15 protein-coding genes are annotated in these 14,613 nt (G+C 64.4%); 10 read left to right on the forward strand and 5 right to left on the reverse strand.

Annotated elements, in window-relative coordinates:
- Window positions 1–42: 42 nt before the first annotated feature.
- Entirely contained in the window at window positions 43–1,179 is a 1,137-nt protein-coding gene (locus HUW43_RS07265) for a sensor domain-containing diguanylate cyclase (RefSeq protein ID WP_223181357.1), read from the reverse strand.
- 122 nt (window positions 1,180–1,301) lie between these two features.
- Entirely contained in the window at window positions 1,302–1,781 is a 480-nt protein-coding gene (locus HUW43_RS07270) for an Lrp/AsnC family transcriptional regulator (RefSeq protein ID WP_188236758.1), read from the reverse strand.
- Between the two features lie 186 nt (window positions 1,782–1,967).
- On the opposite strand from HUW43_RS07270, the gene phhA reads away from it, so the two are divergent.
- From phhA to HUW43_RS07315, 9 genes are all read left to right on the forward strand, one after another.
- Window positions 1,968–2,849 carry a phenylalanine 4-monooxygenase gene (phhA, locus tag HUW43_RS07275; protein WP_188236759.1) on the forward strand — a complete coding sequence of 294 codons (882 nt, stop codon included), beginning with the start codon at window positions 1,968–1,970 and terminating at the stop codon, window positions 2,847–2,849.
- Window positions 2,846–3,751 (forward strand): tryptophan 2,3-dioxygenase, encoded by a 906-nt coding sequence (locus tag HUW43_RS07280; protein ID WP_188236760.1) that lies wholly within the window; start codon window positions 2,846–2,848, stop codon window positions 3,749–3,751. The genes phhA and HUW43_RS07280 overlap by 4 nt, the downstream gene beginning before the upstream one ends.
- A complete protein-coding gene (gene kynB / locus HUW43_RS07285) occupies window positions 3,748–4,377 on the forward strand; it encodes an arylformamidase (RefSeq protein WP_188236761.1) in 630 nt (209 codons plus the stop codon). Before HUW43_RS07280 ends, kynB begins: the two co-directional genes overlap by 4 nt.
- Window positions 4,374–5,615 (forward strand): kynureninase, encoded by a 1,242-nt coding sequence (gene kynU / locus HUW43_RS07290; protein WP_188236762.1) that lies wholly within the window; start codon window positions 4,374–4,376, stop codon window positions 5,613–5,615. The genes kynB and kynU overlap by 4 nt, the downstream gene beginning before the upstream one ends.
- Complete coding sequence (locus tag HUW43_RS07295) at window positions 5,612–6,625, forward strand: carbon-nitrogen hydrolase family protein (protein WP_188236763.1); 1,014 nt, start codon at window positions 5,612–5,614, stop codon at window positions 6,623–6,625. The genes kynU and HUW43_RS07295 overlap by 4 nt, the downstream gene beginning before the upstream one ends.
- Entirely contained in the window at window positions 6,622–7,758 is a 1,137-nt protein-coding gene (locus tag HUW43_RS07300) for a cupin domain-containing protein (RefSeq protein ID WP_223181358.1), read from the forward strand. The genes HUW43_RS07295 and HUW43_RS07300 overlap by 4 nt, the downstream gene beginning before the upstream one ends.
- A 16-nt stretch (window positions 7,759–7,774) precedes the next feature.
- Entirely contained in the window at window positions 7,775–8,683 is a 909-nt protein-coding gene (locus HUW43_RS07305; RefSeq protein ID WP_188236764.1) for a fumarylacetoacetate hydrolase family protein, read from the forward strand.
- Window positions 8,684–8,690: 7 nt separating this feature from the next.
- The gene (locus HUW43_RS07310) at window positions 8,691–9,443 is read left to right on the forward strand and encodes an Asp/Glu racemase (RefSeq protein WP_317450838.1); all 753 of its coding nucleotides are present in this window, start codon (window positions 8,691–8,693) and stop codon (window positions 9,441–9,443) included.
- A gap of 272 nt (window positions 9,444–9,715) precedes the next feature.
- Window positions 9,716–10,339 (forward strand): PilZ domain-containing protein, encoded by a 624-nt coding sequence (locus tag HUW43_RS07315; protein WP_188236765.1) that lies wholly within the window; start codon window positions 9,716–9,718, stop codon window positions 10,337–10,339.
- 10 nt (window positions 10,340–10,349) lie between these two features.
- On the opposite strand, the gene aguB is transcribed toward HUW43_RS07315, so the two are convergent.
- The 3 genes from aguB to HUW43_RS07330 all read right to left on the reverse strand — a co-directional run bounded on the left by aguB (window position 10,350) and on the right by HUW43_RS07330 (window position 14,099).
- Window positions 10,350–11,201, reverse strand: a complete 852-nt coding sequence (gene aguB / locus HUW43_RS07320; protein WP_188236781.1) for an N-carbamoylputrescine amidase — start codon at window positions 11,199–11,201, stop codon at window positions 10,350–10,352.
- Window positions 11,202–11,291: 90 nt separating this feature from the next.
- The gene (locus tag HUW43_RS07325) at window positions 11,292–12,275 is read right to left on the reverse strand and encodes an agmatine deiminase family protein (protein WP_188236766.1); all 984 of its coding nucleotides are present in this window, start codon (window positions 12,273–12,275) and stop codon (window positions 11,292–11,294) included.
- 132 nt (window positions 12,276–12,407) lie between these two features.
- Window positions 12,408–14,099: a M28 family metallopeptidase gene (locus HUW43_RS07330; protein ID WP_188236767.1), complete on the reverse strand. Its 1,692-nt coding sequence runs from the start codon at window positions 14,097–14,099 to the stop codon at window positions 12,408–12,410.
- A 186-nt stretch (window positions 14,100–14,285) separates the two neighbouring features.
- Here HUW43_RS07330 and HUW43_RS07335 point away from each other — a divergent pair.
- On the forward strand, window positions 14,286–14,613 hold a 328-nt coding region (locus HUW43_RS07335), incomplete at its 3' end, for a transposase (protein WP_411157936.1).

The following is a 14,613-nucleotide window of genomic DNA, read 5'->3' on the forward strand; positions in this document are numbered from 1 at the left end:
CGCGTTGCCCGCGGCTCCCGCCCCCTCGCGGAAGGTCGGCCATCAGGCCGGATCGGCGATGCGGATGCAGTTGCGGCCGCCCGCTTTCGCCCGGTAAAGCGCCTCATCGGCTGCTTTCAGCGCGGCGCGCGCGTCGCCATAGCCGAAGACATCGGCCACGCCGCCCGAAAAGGTGATCTGCCCGAACGGCTCGTCGGTCTTGCGGTTGATAAGGCGCCGGTCGGCGAGCGCCTCGCGCGCATCGTCGAGCTTTTCGGCCGCCTCGGTCGGCGTCAGTCCGCGGAACAGCATGACAAACTCCTCGCCGCCGTGCCGCGCGACGTGGCATTTGTCGTTTGAGATGCGGGCCAGCGTGTCGGCGATCGCCTTGATGACGCGATCGCCCGCTTCATGCCCGTGCGTGTCGTTGACCTTCTTGAACTCGTCGATGTCGCAAAAGGCGACGCTCAGCGGTTCGAGCGCGGCGCGCGCTTCCTTGTAATGGCGGTCGAGCAGGTTTTCGAACGCACGGCGATTGGGCAGGCCGGTCAGATAGTCGAGTTCGGCGTCGCGTTTGGCCCGGTCGAGACTGCGGCGCAGCGCCTTGGCCTCATCCTCGCTCTTGCGCATATCCTCTTCGGCCTTGCGCGTTCGTTCGAGCATGACCTTGGCGAGATCGGCAAGGCTGGAAACGATGCGGCCGGTCTTTTGCAATTGCTCGAGGTCGGAGACATGTTGTTCGAGTTCGACCCCGTAATCGCTCGTGGCGGTGCGCGCTTGCTTGGTATTGGTGTGAAAGGCGTCGAGATTCGCCTCGAGCCGCGCCATCAGCTTGTCGAGTTCGACGCGGTCGGGCTGATTGCTTTCCTGTTCGCCGAGTTCGTCCAGCCATTTCTGGGTGATGCCCTCTGGACTTTGTGCCTGCGCCACGACGCGCCGCGCCAGCCGGGGATTGCTGCCCGAAAAGGCGCCATGCGCGATCAGCAGGTTCGCGGGCGAAACTTCGAGGTCATTGTCGACGAGAAAGGAGGTGATCGATGCGGCAAGCTCGTAACGCGCCTCGCGCGCCAGGTCGCGCGGCCCGCCGGGGTCGGGGGGGCGATGCCCGCCATCGGAGGCGTCGCCGCCTGCGCGGCGAAGCCCCAGCCAACCCAGGAGCCGCCCAACCGGCTCGTTCGATGATGTCGTTCTGCTGGTCATGCGAGCTTTAACGAGCGCATGATGCCGGATTTAAGGGGGAATTGCGCCGTTTCGGTGCGATTTTTTTGCGCGGTTCGGGCGTCTGTCGATGGTTGCAACAATCCGATTGGCAAAACAGCGATTTAGCGTGCTCTGCCCTGATCTTCGGCGATGCGCGCCCATTCGGCCAGATCGCCGTGGCGCTTGATCGTCTTGAGGCATACGACCGTTTTGAGCCGCTGCACGCCGGGCAGTTTCGACAGATTGTGCCGCAGCAGCTCGTCGAGATGGTCGGCCGAGCGCGCGAAGACCTTGAGCAGATAGTCGCTTTCGCCCGCGGTGGTGTGGCATTCGACGACCGCGGGGTGCGCCAGCACGGCCGCCTCGAACTCGCCGTGCGCGTCGAAGCGGATCTGCACCTCGACAAAGCTCTGGACCGCGAGGCCGATCGTCGCGGGGTCGATCCGCGCGGCATAGCCCGCGATTACGCCGTCCGCCTCCAGCGCCTTGACCCGTGACCAGCAGGGCGATTTAGACAGGCCGACTTGCTCGCCAAGCTCGGCATAAGAGAGCCGCCCGTCACGTTCGAGGTTGGCGATGATCCTCCAGTCGAGCCTGTCCATGCGTTCCGTCCCGAATCGTCGTGCAGTCGAATGGCGCAGTCATCGCGCCGCTTCTTGGAACTATGTTCTGTTTAACGTCGAATTGAAAGGATGTTTGTTCGGCTGTGGCGACCCGACGGCCGATAATCCGAACAATGTTCGCCTGGGTCCGCGCTACGCTGCGACGCGAGAGCTTGGGAGGAAGGCTTGGCCGCGACGCACATTTTCGACACCCCGCCCGAAGGCGTCGCGGCCGACTGGACGATGCCGCAGGACTGGCGCGCCTTTACCGCCGAGCAGCATCGGACCTGGCGGACCTTGTTCGACCGGCAATCGGTGGCGCTGGGCGGCTATGCCTGCCGCGCCTTCCTTGACGGGCTGGACCTGCTGCGCGGGCTGAAACCCGGTGTCCCCGACTTTGCCGAGCTTAACGCGCGGCTGAAACCCGCATCGGGCTGGGAAGTCGTCGCGGTCCCCGGCTGGATTCCCAACGCCCCCTTTTTCCAACATCTGGCGAATCGGCGCTTTCCCGCCGCCAATTTCCTGCGCCCGCCCGAACAGATCGCCTACAGCGAAGAGCCCGACATGTTTCACGACATTTTCGGGCATGTGCCGATGCTGGCCGATCCGGCCTTCGGCGATTTTCTGGTCGCTTATGGCGAGGCCGGGTTGCGCGCCGAAAAGCTGGGGGCGTCGGATTATCTCGGGCGGCTCTGGCTCTATACGGTCGAGTTCGGGCTGGTGGTAGAGGAAGGCGAATTGCGCGCATTCGGCGGCGGGCTGCTGTCGAGCCTTGCCGAAACGGCCTTTGCGCTGACCGCGCCCGAACCGCGGCGCGTCTGGCTCGACGTCGAGCGCGTGATGCGGACGCATTATCATTTCGACGCCTTTCAGCAGACCTATTTCGTCGTCGCGGGCTTCGAGCAATTGCTACGCGCGACCGAGGAAGCCGATTTCGCCGGCCTCTATCGCAAGATCGCGAACGAACCGGCCATCGCGCCGGGTGATGCGTGGCGCGGCGATGTCGCCTATGAAGGACGCCTGCCGGCCGCGGCGCCGCGGTCGGGCGACGGAGAGGCGGGCATATGATCAGGCAGACGCTCGACGGCGACACCGAGGTTTTTGAAACCGAGATCGACGGCGAGACGATCCAGTGGGACAATGGCCTGACCTATGCGCGGCACATCCAGACGGCGCAATTGCTGTCGGCGCAGGTGCCGGTGTCGGACAAACCCGACGAGATGCTGTTCATCATCATGCACCAGACGATGGAACTGTGGCTGAAACTCGTCCTGCACGAAGGGCGGATCGTCTATGACGCGGTCAAGGCCGACCGGCTGGCGGTCGCGGGCAAGGGGCTCGACCGCATCGCGACGATCCAGCGCCACATGATCCACAGCTGGGAAGTGCTCGCGACGCTGACTCCGCATGATTTCCTGACCTTCCGCGGCTTTCTGCGCCGCGCGTCCGGGTTCCAGTCGCAGCAATATCGCGAGCTTGAATATCTGCTCGGCAACAAGCGTGGCGACATGATGATCGTCCACAAGGACGATGCCGCAGCCATGGCGCGGCTGCGCGCCGCGTTCGAGGCGCCGTCGCTTTATGACGAACTGCTGCGGCTGCTGGCGCGGCGCGGCTTTGCCATACCCGCCGATCATCTGGATCGCGACTGGACGCAGCCCTATGAAACATCGGAAGCGGTCGAGCGGGCGTGGCTCGCCATCTATACCGACCCCGATCATCATTGGGACCTCTATATGCTCGCCGAAAAGATCACCGCGCTCGAATATTATTTCCAGGAATGGCGCTTCAAGCACATGAAGACCGTCGCGCGCGTCATCGGGCACAAACCCGGCACCGGCGGTTCGTCGGGGGTCAATTATCTCGTCAAGGCGCTGGGGCTCAGTTTCTTTCCCGAACTCTGGTCGATGCGCACCGAGATGGTCGCGCCGCGCGAGGGCGGCGACTATGCGGCAGGGGAGCGCAAATGAGCCGCATCTGGGACATTTCACAGCCGCTGCACGCCGCGGTGCCGGTATGGCCGGGCGAACCCGCCTTCGCGCTGCACAGCCATGCGGTGATCGGCGATGGCTGCCCGGTCAATGTCGGCGGCATGTTCACTCCGCTCCACGCGGGAACGCATGCCGACGCGCCGCTGCACTATGCCAATGACGGCGCTTCGTCGGCCGACTGCGAACTTGATCCCTATATCGGTCCGTGCGTGCTGATCGACGTGCGCCACACGCGTGGGCGGGTCGAGGTCGGCGATGTCGATTGGAATGCGGTCGAGGGCGCGGAGCGCGTGCTGCTGCGCACCTATGCGCATTTCCCGCACGCCGAATGGGACAGCGATTTCACCGCGATCGCCGCCGAAGTGGTCGGAAAAATGGGTCGCATGGGCGTGCGCCTGATCGGCACCGACGCCGCTTCGCTCGACCCCGAACAGTCGAAAACGCTCGACGCGCATCAGGCGGTGAAGGCGGCCGATATGCGGATACTGGAAGGGCTGGTGCTCGATGACGTGCCGCCGGGACGATATGAACTGGTGGCGCTGCCGCTGCGCATCGTTGGCGCCGACGCCAGCCCGGTGCGCGCGATCTTGAGGGAGATGGCATGACCGACGCGATGACTGCTCCCGATGTGTCGGCGCTCGACGCGGCCGATCCGCTCGCACATTTTCGCGCACGCTTCCAGCTGCGCGAAGGCTTGATCTATCTCGACGGCAATTCGCTCGGCGCGCTGCCCATGGCGACGGGCGAGCGGCTGGCGGGGGTTGTCGGCGAAGAATGGGGCGAGGGACTTATCACCTCGTGGCTCGGCGCCGAATGGTCGACCGCGCCGCGGCGCATCGGCGACAAGATCGCCCGGCTGATCGGCGCCAACGCTGGCGAGATCGTCGCAACCGACTCCACTTCGGTCAATATCTTCAAGGCTTTGACTGCCGCACTTTCCTTGCGACGCGAACGCACGGTGATCCTGTCGGAAGCGACCAATTTTCCCACCGACGTCTATATGATGCAAGGTATCGAGGCCTTTTCGGGCGGGCGCGTCAAGGCGCGGACCGTCGCGCCCGACGACATTGTCGATGCGTTGGGCGACGATGTCGCGGTGCTGCTGCTCACACAGGTGCACTACAAGTCGGGCCGCGTGCGCGACATGGTGGCGATCACGCGCTCGGCGCACGACGCCGGTGCGCTCGTCGTCTGGGATCTCAGCCACAGCGCGGGCGCGATCCCGGTCGACCTCAATGGCGCGAATGCCGATTTTGCGGTTGGTTGCGGGTATAAGTTCCTGAACGGCGGTCCGGGCGCGCCCGCCTATCTCTTTGCCGCCGCGCGGCATCATGCCGCCACGCCGATATTGTCGGGCTGGTTCGGCCACGCGCGGCCGTTCGATTTCGAGGAAGATTACGACCCCGCCGCGGGGATCGCGCGCTTTCAATGCGGCACGCCGCCGGTGCTCGGCCTCGCGGCGCTTGAAGTCGGCGTCGACCTGATGCTCGAAGCCGATATGGCAGAGGTGCGCCGCAAATCGCTCGCGCTCGGCGACCTGTTTATCGAGCTTATGCAGCCGCTCTGCGACACCTATGGCTTTGTGTTGGCGAGCCCGCGCGACCATGCGGAGCGCGGCAGCCAGGTCGCCTATGCCCACCCGCAGGGATACCAGATCGTCCAGGCGCTCAAGGAATATGATGTCATCGCCGATTTCCGCACCCCGGACATTATACGTTTCGGGTTGACCCCGCTTTACCTGCGCTATCGCGACATGGTTGAGACGGTGGAGCGGCTCGAAAGGGTGTGCGCGACGCGGGCGTGGGACAAGCCGCACTATTATCAGCGGGCGGCGGTGACATGAGCGAGATTTCGGCGCCCGTCCTGCCCAGATCGCGCGTTGCGGCGGTGCAGGCCGCGCCCGTTTTCCTCGACACCGCGCGCACCGTCGACAAGGCGTGCGCGCTGATCGCCGAAGCGGCGGGCAATGGGGCAAAGCTCGTCGCCTTCCCCGAAGTGTTCGTTTCCGCCTATCCCTATTGGAACTGGCTGATGACGCCGATCGAGGGCGCCGACTGGCACGAACGGCTTTATCGCGCGTCGGTGCGTGTCGACGGTCCCGAAGTCGCGGCGCTGTGCGACGCCGCGCGTGACCATGACTGTACGGTCGTCATCGGCATCAACGAGCGCGATCCGGTCAGCGTCGGCACGCTTTATAACAGCAACCTGATCATCGGCGCCGACGGCCGCCTGCTGGGGCGGCACCGCAAGCTGGTGCCGACCTGGGCCGAAAAGCTGACCTGGGCGGGCGGCGACGGCAGTTCGATCCGCGTCCATGACACGCCGGTCGGGCCGCTCGGCACGCTGGCGTGCGGGGAGAATACCAACACGCTCGCACGCTTCGCGCTGCTGTCGCAAGGCGAGCTCGTCCACGTTGCCAATTATATCGCGCTGCCCGTCGCGCCCGCATCCTATAATATGGCCGAAGCGATCAGGATTCGCGCGACCGCGCATAGTTTCGAAGGCAAGCTGTTCACCATCGTCGCCTGTTCGGCGATAAGCGAGGAGATCGTCGCGGCGATGACCGCCGACCGCCCGCTGAACCGCGACCTGCTCTTGCGCCCGAACAGCGCCTGGTCGGGCGTCATCGACCCGCACGGTCATCCGGTCGGCGATCCGCTGATCGACGAGGAAGGCATCGTCTATGCCGACATCGACCTTGGCGAGTGCATCAGGCCCAAGCTGATGCACGACATCATCGGCGGCTATAACCGTTTCGACATCTTCAACCTGACGGTCGACCGCACGCCGCGCGCGTCGGCCCTGTTCGTCGACGAGGTGCCGCCCGTCGATCCCGGTGAGGAGACGCCATGATGGCAGGCGATGGCACGATCATCGACCCGCGCGACGCCGTGCTCGGGCGCGCGCGGGTCACCGACACGCCCGAACTGGAGGCCTTTTATCAGGATCTTGCGGCGCACAATGCCGGCGCCTTCTGGAAACGCGCCAATGCGATCGAGCCGTGGGAGCCCGAAACGCGCTATCGCCCGACGCTCTGGCGCTATGCCGACATGCGCGCCATGTGCATGCGCGCGCTCGACCTTGTAAAGCCCGAAGAGGCGGGGCGCCGTGTCGTCACCCTGCTCAACGACAGCGACGCGGGGCGCGAGAATGTCGCGGTCTGCGGCTGGCTGTTCAGCGGGATGCAGGCGATGCGGCCCGGCGAGATTACACCCGCGCACAAGCACACCGCGTCGGCGCACCGCTTCATCATGGAGGGGAAGGGAGCCTATACCGTCGTGGACGGCCACCACATCACGCTGGGCGCCAATGATTATGTCCTGACGCCGGGCGGCTGCTGGCACGATCATGGGGTTGTGGCGGACGGGGATGTGTCGATCTGGCAGGACGGGCTCGACATTCCGCTGATGAACAGCCTCGAAACCAATTTCTACGCGGTCTATGACCAGCCGACGCAGACCGCGGCCTTTCCGACAGACGACCTGCCGCGGACCTTTGGTGGCGCCGCGCTGCGGCCCGAAGGCATCGCGGCGTGGGAGAAGCCCTATTCGCCGGTGATGGTCTATCGCTGGGACGCGACGCGCGACGCACTATGGAACCTCGCCAAAGTGTCCGACGGATCGCCCTTCGACGGGCATATGCTGCGCTACTCGAATCCGCTTACGGGCGGCTGGGCGCTTCAGACGATGGGCGCGCATATGCAGATGCTGAAAGGCGGTTTTCGCGGGAAAGCGCACCGCCACACGGGCAATGTCGTCTATAATGTCGCGGGCGGGCGCGGCTATTCGATCATCGGCGGCGCGCGCTTCGACTGGGAAACGCACGATATTTTCTGTGTGCCCGCTTGGGTTTGGCACGAGCATGTCAATCTCGACCCGGACGACGAAGCCTTTCTTTTCTCGTTCAACGATTTCCCGGTGATGGAAGCGCTCGGCGTCCGCATCGAGGAAGCCTATTCCGACCATGGCGGCCACCAGCCCGCCTGACCAGACAGGACAGATTATGCGCTTTGTCACCTATCGCACGGTCGAAACCGAACCGCGGCTCGGCCTTCTTCACGACGGGCTGATAATCGACGTTGCCGCTTTCGGCGACGCGATCGGGCATGATCTGCCATCGACAATGCTTGATTTCATCGACCTGGGGCCGATTGGCGTGCGCTTCCTTCGCGAAGCGGTCGAAAGCGCGACGACCGCCGATCTGCTGGGCACGTCGCTTCCCAACGGAAATGCCACCCTGCTTGCGCCGATCCCCCGCCCGCGCAAGAATATCTTCGGTATCGGTCTTAACTATACCGAACATGTCGCTGAATCGGCACGTAGTCTCGACACGGCGAAGGAATTGCCGCAACAACCGGTGATCTTCTCCAAACCCCCCACGGCCGTGATCGCGTGGAACGACCCGATCCGCCATAACGCCAAGGTGACGCAGCAGCTCGACTGGGAAACCGAGCTTGCCGTCATCATCGGCAGCACTGCGCGTGGCGTGGACGAAGCCGACGCGTTGAATCATGTGTTCGGCTATAGCGTCATCAACGACGTGTCGGCACGCGACTGTCGGCGCGCGGGGCAATGGATCGTGTCGAAGGGGCAGGACAGTTTCGCGCCGATGGGGCCGTGCATCGTCACCGCCGACGAAATCGGCGATCCGCACAACCTCAATATCCTGACGCATGTGAACGGGGTCGAGAAGCAGAACGGCAACACGCGCTTCATGCTGTTCAACGTGCCGCAGCTGATCGCCGACATATCCGGCGTGATGACGCTCGAACCCGGCGACATCATCGCGACGGGCACCCCCGCGGGGGTCGGGGCCGGGCGCGATCCGCAGGAGTTTCTGTGGCCCGGCGACGTCGTTGAATCTACGGTCGAAGGCATCGGCACGCTTCGCAACCCGATCGTCGCGGTCTGAGCGCGCCATGACGAGACCCATCCGCATCGGGCAGATCGTGCCCAGTTCGAACATCACGATGGAAACGGAAATCCCGGCGTTGCTGCGCGCGCGCGAGGGCGTCGCGCCCGAACGCTTCACCTTCCACTCGTCGCGAATGCGGATGAAAAAGGTGACCAGGGAAGAATTGGCGGCGATGGACGCCGATTCCGATCGCTGTGCGCTCGAACTTTCCGACGCCGCGGTCGATGTGCTCGGCTATGCTTGTCTCGTTGCGATCATGAGCATGGGCGCGGGCTATCATCGCGTGTCGGAAGCGCGGCTGCACCAACGCACGGTCGACAACGGCCATGCCGCCCCGGTCGTGACCAGCGCGGGTGCGCTCATCGAGGGGCTGAACGCGCTGGGAGCCCGGCGCATCGCGCTCGTTGCGCCCTATATGAAACCGCTCACCGAAATGGTCGTCGGCTATATCGAGGGCGAAGGGATCGCGGTCGCCGACTGGCTGGCGCTCGAAATCCCCGACAATCTGGAGGTCGCAGCCCAGGACCCGGCCAGGCTGCTCGACCATTATACGCGTCTGGATCTGTCGGGCGTCGACGCGCTCGTCCTGTCGGCGTGCGTGCAGATGCCGTCGCTTCCCGCGGTGCAGCAGATCGAGGACAGGGTTGGCCTGCCCGTTGTTTCAGCGGCGATTTGCACTGCATATCAAATGCTCGTTCGGCTTGGCTTGCGCACGGAAGTGCCCGGCGCCGGCGTCCTGCTGTCGGGGCGATACTGATCGCACGGCAACGATTGTCGAATGACAAAAAAAGCCGAATAATCCGCTTAATGGGCGATGCGCCGGGCCGTAAAACATAAAATACGAAGGATTGCCACCGGTGACCCGGCCGACAGTCGTGCGGAGCGCGAAAGAAGCTATGTTAACTATAACCAGCAACATCATTCAATTTTAACGAAAATTGGGATAATGAGAACGAGCGTCCGCGATTACTTTACAGCATCCACAGTGCGTTACGCGCGGTTCGGTGCTGATCCGGCAGGGTGGAAGACATGAACCCACGTCGCTTTACGGATCCGGCAGGGGGGCCGGAGCATGGCGCAGCGGGCGATCGCCGGGCAGGCGACCGCTATCGCACCGTCTGGCGCATCGCCAAGGTGATGCGCAACGGTGACGCGGGTTTGTGGCGCGTACGCAATATGTCGAACCGTGGCATGATGCTTGCCGCCGACGTGCCGATCGCGGTCGGTGAAACGCTGGATATCGCCTTGTCGGACACGGTGATGTTGCGCGGAAAGGTCGTCTGGGCCAATGACGGCCGGTGCGGCGTGGCATTCGATACTGAAGTCGATGTTGCCGACCTGCTCAAGCAACTGGCAGCGGAGCAGCGCGCATTGGGCTATCGCCAGCCGCGCCTGCCGGTTCACAGCGAGGCGCAGATTGTCGCCAAGGATGGCAGCGTCAGCCGCATCGAACTGGTCGACCTGTCGCAGCATGGTGCCGGCTTCGTCCACGACGGGCATTTCGACGCGGGCCGCGAACTGGACCTGATCCTTGCCAACGGGGTCCGCCGCCGTGCGATCGTGCGCTGGTCGCGCGAGGGGCGCGGCGGGCTGTGGCTGACGCAGCCGCTCGACCGCGCCGACCTGGAAAGCATCCGCCGCTTCGAGGCTTAGGATCAGGGCCCTAGATGTCTTGGGCGAGCCGCGCGTAAAGCTGGGGCCGCCGGTCGCGGAAAAAACCCATGCCGGCGCGGTGCCTGGCCGCGCGGTCGAGGTCGATCGTTTCGACAAGCACGCCGGTTTCGTCGGTGCCGAACGCCTGCGTCAGGTCGCCCCATTCGTCGGTGATGAAGCTGTGGCCATAGAAATTGGCGTCGCCTTCGGTCCCGATGCGATTTGCGGCGATCACCGGCATACAGTTCGACACGGCATGGCCCTGCATCGCGCGGCGCCACATGCGGCTGGTGTCGAGGTCGGCGTCATAGGGCTCGCTGCCGATCGCGGTCGGGTAAAAGAGCAGCTCGGCGCCCATCAGCGCCATCGCGCGCGCGCATTCGGGATACCATTGGTCCCAGCAGACGCCGACGCCGACACGGGTGCCGAAAACCTCCCAGACCTTGAAACCGCTGTTGCCGGGGCGAAAATAATATTTTTCTTCATAACCCGGCCCGTCGGGGATGTGGCTCTTGCGATAGGTGCCCATGACGGCGCCATCGGGACCGATCATCGCGAGCGTGTTGTAATAGTGCGGGCCGTCCTTCTCGAAGAAACTCGTCGGGATCGCGACTTTCAGTTTCGCGGCGAGCGCCTGCATCGCGGTGACGCTGGGGTGCTCCGCGGTTGGACGCGCATTGGCGAACAGCGCTTCCTCCTCGACCTGGCAGAAATAGGGGCCCTCGAAGAGTTCGGGGGGCAGGATGATCTGCGCGCCCTTCGCTGCCGCTTGCTCGACGAGCGCGGAAACGGCCTCGACATTGGGCTGAAAGGGGCCGGGCAGGGGAAGCTGCAATGCGGCGACGGTGATGGTGCGGGTCATGGTGCGGATATAGGGAAGGCTGCGCATCTTGCCACCGCAAAAGCGGAATCCCCTTTCGTCACCGCGGCCAGGGCCGCTGGCGGCAGCGGGCTAGGCCGGAAGCTGCTGGCTCGAACAGTGAAAACTGCCCCCGCCGATTATGATCCCCCGCGCGGGCACGCCGACCGCGTGGCGGCCGGGGAACAGCGCCGCGAGCGTATCGACGGCGACCGGGTCATTGGCGACGCCATAGGTCGGCACCACAACCACGCTGTTTCCAATGTAGAAGTTCATATAGCTCGCCGCCGCGATCTCGCCGCCCACTTCGACGCGGCCGGGCGAGGGCAGGTCGACGATCTCGATGCCGCCGAACGCTGCCGTCCGCGCGCGCGCATCGGCATAGATATGCGCGTTGGGATCGTCGGCGCCCTCGGCGACGGGCAGCGCGAGCCGTCCTTCGCCGACGAAGCGCGCAAGATTGTCGACATGGCCGTCGGTGTGATCGCCGACCAGCCCCCTGCCCAGCCAGAGCAGGCGGTCGATGCCCAGCGACTGGCGCAGCCGCACCGCAATATCCTCGCGCGTCAGCGTCGGATTGCGGTTCCTGTTCAGCAGGCATTCCTCGGTCGTGACGCACAGGCCGGTGCCGTCGACGTCGATGCCGCCGCCTTCGAGCACCCAGTCCTGATCGTCGACCGGAAGGCTGCTTGACGCTGCCAGCGCCGCGCCGACTTCCTGATCACCCGGCATGACGAACTTGTCGCCCCACCAGTTGAACCGGAAATTGCGCGCGCGTCGCGCCGCGCCCGTGCCGACGATGATCGGCCCGGTGTCGCGCAGCCAGATGTCGCCGAGCGGCTGGACGAGGATTTTCACCCCTGGATCGACGAGCGCGGCGGCGATATCCGCCTGCCGTTCGTCGTTAACGACCAGCCGCACCTCCTCGCCGCGGCCGCCATCGTGGACGGCGTTGGCGAAGGCGGCGACGTCGCGCCGCCCTTCATCGATGGCGCCCGCCCATTCCTCGGCAAGGTGGGGGAAGCCGATCCAGACGGCGTCGTGCGGCGCCCATTCGGCGGGCATTTTGAGCGTCATGCGACTTCTCGTTTCCATGCGGTCCCAAACTCCGTTCGCCCCGATCGTGCCGAAGGGCCGTCCCATCTTTTGACGCCGCAAGACAGGAACGGGGCTTCGACAAGCTCGGCACAAACGGGAAGGAAAGGCCTCTTACTTCGCCGCGGCGCGCGACTTGTCGCGGGCGGCGCGGAACTCGTCGCCCTCGACCCAGTTCGGCCACGCATCGGTCATCGCGAGCATCCGCCCAGCGGCGTAATAGAGGCGCAGGTCCGACATCATGCCGTCCCAGTTGGTGATCGCCTCATATTCGTCGCCGGGGGCGTGATAGCGGTTCTGCTCATAATCCTGGGCGGCTTTCTGGCCCGCTTCGACACCGCCTTCGACCAGATCGTCGCCGCTGCCGAAATTGAACATCGGCACGCCGAGCTTGGCAAAGCTGAAGTGATCCGAACGGTAATAGAAGCCCTTTTCGGGGGTCGGCTCGGCCTTGACCGTGCGCCCTTCCATCCTGGCGAGTTTTTCGACATAGGCGTCGAGCTCGGACTTGCCGCCGCCGACAACGACGATGTCCTTCGCCGGGCCGACCGAGTTCAGCGCGTCCATATTCACGCCTCCGACCGTCTGCGCCAGCGGGAAGACGGGGTTTTCGGCGTAATATTTCGATCCGAGCAGTCCCGATTCCTCGGCGGTCACGGCCAGGAAGACGATGCTGCGATCGGGTGCGCCGGCCTGTTTGAACGCCTGCGCCAGCGTCACCAGACCCGCGATTCCGCTCGCATTGTCGACCGCGCCGTTGCAGATGTCGTCGCCATCGACCGGCGTGCATCGGCCGAGATGATCCCAGTGACCCGTGTAAAGCACATATTCGTCGGGCCGCTTGGCGCCCGGCAGCACGCCGATGACGTTGCGCGACATCTTCTTCGCAATCTCGTTGTCGAACGCGAAGCTCGCCTTCACCCCCGCCAGTGGCACGGGCTTGAAGCCCTTTCGCTTCGCTGCTTCGCGCAGCGTGTCGAAATCCTGTCCGGCGCTTGCGAAAAGCTCCCTGGCCTTGGCAAGCTGGATCCAGCCGTTGGCGACGGTCTGGCTCGCCCCGCCATCCTTGCTGTCGGCCAGATATTGCGTGCCGGTGTTGCTCGATTCGACGACATTCCAGCCATAGCCGGCCGGCTCGGTATCGTGGACGACGAGCACCGCCGCGGCGCCCTGCCGCGCGGCTTCCTCATATTTATACGACCAGCGGCCATAATAGGTCATCGCGCGGCCGTTGAACGTGCCTTCGGTTTCCCTGGTTTCCCAGTCGGGATCGTTGACAAGGACGACCACCGTCTTGCCCTTGACGTCAAGCCCGGCGTAATCGTTCCAGCCCTTTTCGGGGGCATTGATGCCATAGCCCACGAACACGACGTCGCTGTCCTTCACCTCGGTTCGCGGCTGGACGCGATAGCTGAATGCGACATAGTCGCTGGCATATCGTGCGGTGACCGGCGTCTTGCCGCCGGTGAAGGTCAGCGGGGTGGCGTTCTTCGCGGTGATCTCGACCAGCGGCACATCCTGCGTCCAGCTGCCGTTGTTGCCGGGCTGCAGGCCTGCTTCCTTGTACTTCTCGATGATATAGGCGACGGTCTTTTCCTCGCCCGCTGTGCCGGGCGCGCGCCCTTCATAAGCGTCGGACGACAGTTCTTTCGTCACCGCCTGCAAGGTGGCAAGCGACAAATCAGGAATCTCGACATCTGGGATCGAAGCAGCCGTGATTTTCTGCGCTTCGGCATTGCCGTTGCACGCAGCGAGCAGCGCCAGTGCGGCAAGCCCGGCGACCTTGAGCGGGGGAGGGATAGGCATAGGACTCCTCTTTGTAATAATCTTGCGATCCTGCCAGAGCGCGAGCAGAGGTGCAACCGTGGCGGGCGGCGCGATCGGGATGATCGATTCCACCTGCGTCCGCGTCCACCAGCACGGTGCGACGGGTAAATAGGGGACGCCGATGATCGCGGCACGGGACGTTCCAGAGGCCGCCTCACGAGCAAGATCCATGCCCTCGTTGACGCTGACGGTCGTCCCGTTGCCCTGCGCCTGACAGGCGGACAGGTCCACGACAGTCAGCAAGCCGAGGCTCTGCTGGCGGCCACGCCAGAGGCGGCTACCCTGCTCGGCGACAAAGGGTGCGACAGCAACGCCATCCGTGACGCTGCCGCCGCCAGGAACGCCTGGGCCAACATTCCATCGCGATCCAACCGCAAGCAGCGCTTTGCCCTTTTAAGGATGGCTCTATCGGCAGCGCAACTTCGTCGAGCGCTTCTTCAACCTGTCCGTCGTCAGAACATTTGGCGCAACTTGCGGCGTAAATTAGCGGAGT

The organism is Sphingopyxis sp. LK2115 (assembly GCF_014595975.1).
GTDB lineage: Bacteria > Pseudomonadota > Alphaproteobacteria > Sphingomonadales > Sphingomonadaceae > Sphingopyxis.

Bases quoted from the DNA above. Each gene is read 5' to 3' on its own strand.
- HUW43_RS07265 (WP_223181357.1), bottom strand. From the start codon at position 1,179: ATGACCAGCAGAACGACATCATCGAACGAGCCGGTTGGGCGGCTCCTG.
- HUW43_RS07270 (WP_188236758.1), bottom strand. From the start codon at position 1,781: ATGGACAGGCTCGACTGGAGGATCATCGCCAACCTCGAACGTGACGGG.
- HUW43_RS07280 (WP_188236760.1), top strand. From the start codon at position 2,846: ATGATCAGGCAGACGCTCGACGGCGACACCGAGGTTTTTGAAACCGAG.
- kynB (WP_188236761.1), top strand. From the start codon at position 3,748: ATGAGCCGCATCTGGGACATTTCACAGCCGCTGCACGCCGCGGTGCCG.
- kynU (WP_188236762.1), top strand. From the start codon at position 4,374: ATGACCGACGCGATGACTGCTCCCGATGTGTCGGCGCTCGACGCGGCC.
- HUW43_RS07295 (WP_188236763.1), top strand. From the start codon at position 5,612: ATGAGCGAGATTTCGGCGCCCGTCCTGCCCAGATCGCGCGTTGCGGCG.
- HUW43_RS07300 (WP_223181358.1), top strand. From the start codon at position 6,622: ATGATGGCAGGCGATGGCACGATCATCGACCCGCGCGACGCCGTGCTC.
- HUW43_RS07305 (WP_188236764.1), top strand. From the start codon at position 7,775: ATGCGCTTTGTCACCTATCGCACGGTCGAAACCGAACCGCGGCTCGGC.
- HUW43_RS07310 (WP_317450838.1), top strand. From the start codon at position 8,691: ATGACGAGACCCATCCGCATCGGGCAGATCGTGCCCAGTTCGAACATC.
- HUW43_RS07315 (WP_188236765.1), top strand. From the start codon at position 9,716: ATGAACCCACGTCGCTTTACGGATCCGGCAGGGGGGCCGGAGCATGGC.
- aguB (WP_188236781.1), bottom strand. From the start codon at position 11,201: ATGACCCGCACCATCACCGTCGCCGCATTGCAGCTTCCCCTGCCCGGC.
- HUW43_RS07325 (WP_188236766.1), bottom strand. From the start codon at position 12,275: ATGACGCTCAAAATGCCCGCCGAATGGGCGCCGCACGACGCCGTCTGG.
- HUW43_RS07330 (WP_188236767.1), bottom strand. From the start codon at position 14,099: ATGCCTATCCCTCCCCCGCTCAAGGTCGCCGGGCTTGCCGCACTGGCG.